We start from the raw sequence: 6,200 nt of genomic DNA on the forward strand, positions 1-6,200 counted from the left end.
AAATTGATTCATACATTTTTTTGATTTTCTAAACTTTTTTTAAGATGGCGGGTCTTCCCCGCCATCTTTCATTACAGAAGAGAATGTGTTTATTTTAAATTTTCACGTAATTGATCATTAACTGATTTGATATTTTCTAACCATTCATTAACTGTTAACTCTCCAGAAACAAGTGAGTTAACTGGTTCAAAGAATACTGAAGAAGTTTCTACACCTGGGATTGCATCATACGCTGCAAAGTTACCCATAGCTGATTTTGCACCATTATCATAAATTGAGTAGAACATTACGTTATCGCCTTCAAGCTTTTCTGCAATGCCAAGAACTGGTTGAATCGCACCATACTGAGCGAAAATTTCAGTAGCAACATCAGAATAAAGAAAAGCTATAAATGCTTTTGCTGCATCTATGTTTTCAGCTCCAGCTGGAATCCAGGCTTGTTCAAACCAGCTATAAGAGTAACCAGCTTCACCTTTAGAAACAGCCGGTAGCGCAGTCATACCCCATTTAAAACCATCTGCTCTTGGCGCTTCTGCCATCTCACCAACGATCCAAGTACCGTTTGGCATAAAGAGTGCTTTATTATCTAGAACCAATTGTTGATTTTGCGTGAAGTCTTGATTATTCGCTTGTGCTGGTGTTATCGGGTTTGTATATGATGCTAACTTACCGATGATGCCAAAAATTTGGTTTGCTTCGTCAGTATCCCAAATACCTGCTTCATAATGTGTTGCTGCATCAAAGAAATCAGCACCACCTACTGAATACATTAAAGAGTATAAGAAAGCATCAAAGTATCCTGCAGTAGGATAAGTAAAAAGGGAAATACCTTCAGCTTTAGCTGTTTCGCCAAGTGTCCACATCTCGTCCCAAGTAGTTGGAACCTCCCAGCCTTTTTCTTCAAATAACCCCGCGTTGTAGAAAAGCCCACAAGGCGAATAGAACATTGGTGCCAAGTATGTTTTACCATCACCATAAGGGTTTGTTAGAGAAGTATCTGTGAAACCACCTGCTATTTTTTCAGAAACTTTTCCATTTTCTCCTGGTACAGTCATTGATAATACATCTGTAATATCAGCGATGTTATTGTCTTTTATAAATTGTTCAGTTAAACCTGCTGGACGACCAGTTGCTAAGTGAATCACATCTGGAAATTCACCACCTTGCATAGCAGGACCGATTAAATCTTCTAGATTTTTATCTGTTGTTAATTCTACTTTAATACCCGTTTGTGCTGTAAATGCTTCAGCAACTTTAACCCATCCTTCGGAGCCATATGCCGTTTCAATAGCCGCAACAGAAATCGTAACATCGCTTTCTGTTAACTCTGCTGTTGTGGATTCACCTGTTGTTGCATTAGTTGTTTCTGATGATTGCTCTTTAGTAGAACTACAAGCAACCATGCTTAAAGTCATGACAAAAACTAAAAGTATTGCAATGATCTTTTTCATTGTTAATTCCTCCATTAATCGTTTTTTTGTCTTTTTCCAAACCTATACTCAGTATAGACTTATAGAATCAATAAGCAATCAGGATTTTGCCTATAATTTTATACATATTGCGGTATTGACAATTTTTTGATGTTTTTATTAATATTTTTTTAAAACATCCTATTTCATAGACATTCAAAGTGATTTCAAGGTTTCAGCTAGTATTTCAAATTATGATTTTATCTAAAAGATATTTGTATTTTTAGAGGATTAGCAATATACTACAAGTATGTGTCATCACTTTATTTAGATAGGAGCATCTGATGAGCCACAAGCGTTTTTCTTTAAACACTTCCACAAATCTTCGAAGTTCTTTAAAATTACTGAATGTGGATAGTTCGAAATATTCAGGAGACTGGGATTCTTTTCCTCATTCACACATGTACGCAGAATTATTTTACGTGCTTGGTGGAAAGGGGAAATTTCAAATCGATCAGGAATTTTATCCGGTTTCTCCTAAGCAGTTAATTATCATAAATCCAAATGTTCTTCACACAGAGATAAGCTATCAAGATTCTCCACTGGAATATGCTGTTCTAGGAATTGAGGGACTTGAGTTGTCTGACTATACAGAGTGTGACAATAGGTTTAGGATATTAGACTTTAACGAAGGTGACGATATAACCACGTGTTTGCGTAATATAATACAAGAGACTACCGATAATCTTCCCGGGAATGAAACAATCAGCCAAGCCTACATGGAAATATTAATCGTTCGTTTGATGAGAAGGATCAATTTTACACTTAATACCACACCACTTCCCACTTCAAGTAGGCAATGTGCAATCGTTCGAAGATACATCGATGCGCATTATAAAGAAAATATCACGCTAGAGCAGTTGGCTACTCTATCCCACCTAAACAAATACTATCTCGTTCATTCTTTTAAAGAAGAGTACGGTGTAAGTCCAATTAGTTATCAGATAGATCGCCGAATTTTAGAGAGTTGTGCTCTTCTTACACAGACGGACATGTCTTTATCTCAGATCTCTCAAGTCGTTGGATTTTCGTCACCAAGCTACTTTTCTCAGACATTCCGTAAAAACAAAGGAATGAATCCAACTCAGTATAGAAAGACCAAAAGCAACCAAACATAGAGAACTGTATCATAAAAAAGATTATTCATCAAATAAAAAATGCCATCCTCAATTTAATATAAGGTGGCATTTTTACTAGTTTTTATAATTCAATATCCAACATAATAGGTGTATGATCTTGTCTCTCACCAGAATCTATCATCTCGGATCGGACCACTTGATCAGCTACTCTATCACTTACAAGCCAATAATCTATTCTCCAACCAGAGTTGTTGATTTTGCTGGTTTTTACCCTTTGAGCCCACCAGGTATATGCACCTTCAATTTCTCCATTTACATATCTAAATGTATCGGTAAACCCCTTATTTAATAGGTTGGTAAAGCCTTTACGCTCTTCATCAGTAAATCCTGCAGACATATGGTTATTCTGTGGATTTGCTAAATCGATCTCCATGTGGGCAACATTAAAGTCACCAGTAGCCAATACTGGTTTTTTTTGATCTAATTTTTGAAGATAGTTGGCATACTTTTCATCCCAGACTTGTCTTTCCTTTAACCTTCTAAGATTATCTCCAGCGTTTGGGGTATAGACCTGCGTAAGGTAAAAGTCTCCAAAGTCCAAAGTCATGATTCTTCCTTCTAAATCCATGGTATCTGGCGCTTCAATCTCTGGATAATAAACTACTGGAGAATATTTCTCTTTGTATAAAAACATAGTACCAGCATATCCTTTTCTAGCAGGTTCTTGAGAACTTCTCCACTTGTAAACATATCCTTCAAATAAATTAGCAAGTTCTTCCATATGTTTTTTATTAGGACCGTTACTAGGTAACTTTGTCTCTTGCATAGCTATGACGTCTGGGTTATTCTCAATAATTGTTTCAATCACTTTTCTAGTTAGCAAGGCCCTATTCGAGTCACTTGTTAAAGCTGCGTTCAATGAATCAATATTCCACGAAATAAATCTCACTATATATCTCCTTTATATTAAAATCGTCTATTAGTATAAGTAGTGACAGTTTTTTTATAATTACAACATTCTATGCTTTTCATCCTTAAAACTATAGGTCTTATTTAAGTAGGTTTTAATTTCACCGAGCAATTTTACTTTATCTTTGTTTAGATATCCACCTAGTGAAACGTAATTAGATGCATGGTTACTCCTAAACAAACAACTCGTTACTTCTAAATTTTCAATAAATGTAGCTGTCTCGATCATCACTTCTATAGGAGATAATAAAATCATGTCTGAGGCTATAATTTTATCATACATTGAGGTATCTTTTTCTGCCATCAGTGTGAGTAAACCTACATAATCTGGGTTGATGTTTGATATTACTTTAGCTGATTGTGTAGCATGCTCACTTGAATTTTCTCTGCCTCCAATACCGGATATAACTGTCACTGAAAGTTTCATTCCATTTCTTTTAGCTTTTTGTCCAGCTTCAGTTATTTCTTTTGAAGTAACGCCTTTGTTAATTTCTTTCAAAATAAGATCACTTCCAGACTCAACACCCATATAAAGCAATGTCAAACCGTTATTTTTTAACATTTCAATTTCTTGATCGCTTTTATTTAAAATATCTTTTGGTGTTGCATAAGACGAAATTCTCTCACATTCTGGGAATAGTATATTTATTTCATCCAAAATACGCATCAAATGATTAGTACTTAAAATAAAAGCATCGCCGTCAGCTAAAAATATTCTTTTAACCACTTTATACATTTTTCTAAACTCTTTTAACTCATTTAATATTGTAGACATATCTTTAATCCTAAATTGTTTACCTTTATACATCGAACAAAATGTACAACTATTATGTGAACAGCCTATGGTAACTTGAACGATTAAACTATTTGCTTCACTAGGTGGTCTGTATACTATGCCTTCGTATTCCAAAATATTCTCCTTACTCTTTACTTAATTTACTTTCTAAGATCATACCGGTATAATGTACTGCATCTTTAACATTTGAAAATGGCGGTGCATAAGCTAGGTCAAGATGAAAGAATTCTTCAACTTTGATTCCATATGTCATAAGGACGGCATATAGATCAATGTGTTTATCTACCCCTTCATGACCAATTATTTGAACACCTAATAGCCGATGCGTGTTTTTATCTGCAATTGCAAAAATATGCATTTCCTCTCCACCAATATATGCTGGCTTATTGCGAGCGGTATGCTTAACGGTTACAACATCATATCCTGCACTTTGTGATTCTTTAAGTGAAAGACCTGACATCGCAACAGTGTAATCAAATACCTTGAAAATTGAGGTTTTGAGATTTCCTTGATAACTTAGGTTACCTCCTGTTATGACATCACCAGCAATTCTACCAGTTTTGTTAGCGGAAGTCCCAAGTGGTAAATATACTGGTTTTCCAGTAATAACTGAATAAGTCTCGATACAATCCCCGCAAGCATATATATCTTCAATATTGGTTTGCATTTTTGAATTAACTTTTATTGCCTTTGTCTCACCTAGTGCAATTCCAGCTTCTTTTGCTAATCGTGTTTCTGGACGTATGCCAATCGCTAATATAACCAGGTCGGCTTTTAACTTGTCTCCATTTTCAAAAATAATTTCATCTTCAGTGATCTCTTTTGTAACTGAACTCATCCTAAAGTTGATACCTTTTGCATTTAACTTTTCATAGAGCAAATCTGCCATTTCTTGATCCAGATGCGGTGTTAACTTATCATCATTGTCAATGATAGTTACATCCATTCCTAAGTGTATTAAATTCTCTAGCATTTCAAACCCTATAAATCCAGTCCCAATAACTGCTGCTTTTTTTGGATGGTTTAAATCTATGAAAGCTTTAATTGCTATCCCATCCTTGGCAGTTCTAATATTATATACATGTGGCAGGTCTTTCCCCATAATATCAGGTGAAAATGCATAAGCGCCTGTTGCAATAACTAGTTTATCATAATCATCGTAAAACTGCTCATTTGTTTTAAGGTTCTTGACAGTCAATTTCTTATTTACAGGGTCTATTTTAACCACTTCATGTTCTATGTGTACATCAATATTATATTTTGTCTTAAAATCCTTAGGTGTTCGTGGTATCAACGCTTCTATATCATCTGTTATACCGCCTATATAGAAAGGAAGTCCACATGCTGCATATGAAATATCTGTATCCTTTTCATAGATTATGATATCAAGTGATGCATCTCCTCTTCTTGCTTTTGCGCCTGCAGATGTACCCGCTGCAACAGCCCCTATTATTACTAGCTTCATATTTTCCTCCTACTTTTAATAATGTGTGGCATCAAATGGATGCTATATAACTTATACCCTATGTATAAACTCACACACGCAAAAATGACCATGGTAGATTCTACCTAGGTCACTTTTTTAATGCGTTCAATGATATCCATTTCGTCCGGATACTTCACCGCTTCTTTTTTGTTGTGAAAAATCTCTTTACCGTCTACTTCTACGAGAAAAATACCCGCTCTACCTTCAACGATCTCGATATTTTGTGCATTAAGTTCTGTCTTTATCTTAGCCTCTAGACTAGAAGCTCTCTCAAAATATCCTCAAGAACTGCAATACGTAATTAAAATTTTCTTATCCATATGTTCCTCCTTGTATAATGAACACATAGTTTAGAGCTATGTGTTCTGTTTTTACTTATAATAGTGATAGACGTTGCGGAT

5 protein-coding genes and 1 pseudogene are annotated in these 6,200 nt (G+C 35.1%); 1 reads left to right on the plus strand and 5 read right to left on the minus strand.

Translation table 11 applies throughout. From position 1 onward, the window contains the following. Positions 1 to 89 precede the first annotated feature (89 nt). Positions 90 to 1,451, minus strand: coding sequence for a carbohydrate ABC transporter substrate-binding protein (locus tag QE109_RS14645; RefSeq protein WP_281095292.1), 1,362 nt, complete (start codon positions 1,449 to 1,451; stop codon positions 90 to 92). A 302-nt stretch (positions 1,452 to 1,753) separates the two neighbouring features. Here QE109_RS14645 and QE109_RS14650 point away from each other — a divergent pair, with 302 nt between their 5' ends. Then, positions 1,754 to 2,587: a helix-turn-helix domain-containing protein gene (locus tag QE109_RS14650; RefSeq protein ID WP_281095293.1), complete on the plus strand. Its 834-nt coding sequence runs from the start codon at positions 1,754 to 1,756 to the stop codon at positions 2,585 to 2,587. An 82-nt stretch (positions 2,588 to 2,669) separates the two neighbouring features. On the opposite strand, the gene QE109_RS14655 is transcribed toward QE109_RS14650, so the two are convergent. The 4 genes and pseudogenes from QE109_RS14655 to QE109_RS17770 form a co-directional block, all read right to left on the minus strand. After that, complete coding sequence (locus tag QE109_RS14655; protein WP_281095294.1) at positions 2,670 to 3,497, minus strand: exodeoxyribonuclease III; 828 nt, start codon at positions 3,495 to 3,497, stop codon at positions 2,670 to 2,672. 60 nt (positions 3,498 to 3,557) lie between these two features. Further along, entirely contained in the window at positions 3,558 to 4,427 is an 870-nt protein-coding gene (locus QE109_RS14660) for a B12-binding domain-containing radical SAM protein (RefSeq protein ID WP_281095295.1), read from the minus strand. Between the two features lie 10 nt (positions 4,428 to 4,437). Beyond that, positions 4,438 to 5,778 (minus strand): FAD-dependent oxidoreductase, encoded by a 1,341-nt coding sequence (locus QE109_RS14665; protein ID WP_281095296.1) that lies wholly within the window; start codon positions 5,776 to 5,778, stop codon positions 4,438 to 4,440. A gap of 104 nt (positions 5,779 to 5,882) precedes the next feature. Continuing rightward, positions 5,883 to 6,065, minus strand: a pseudogene (locus tag QE109_RS17770) (Rdx family protein); the annotation flags it as partial. Positions 6,066 to 6,200 lie beyond the last annotated feature (135 nt).

It is taken from the genome of Fusibacter bizertensis (assembly GCF_029914245.1).
GTDB lineage: Bacteria > Bacillota > Clostridia > Peptostreptococcales > Acidaminobacteraceae > Fusibacter_C > Fusibacter_C bizertensis.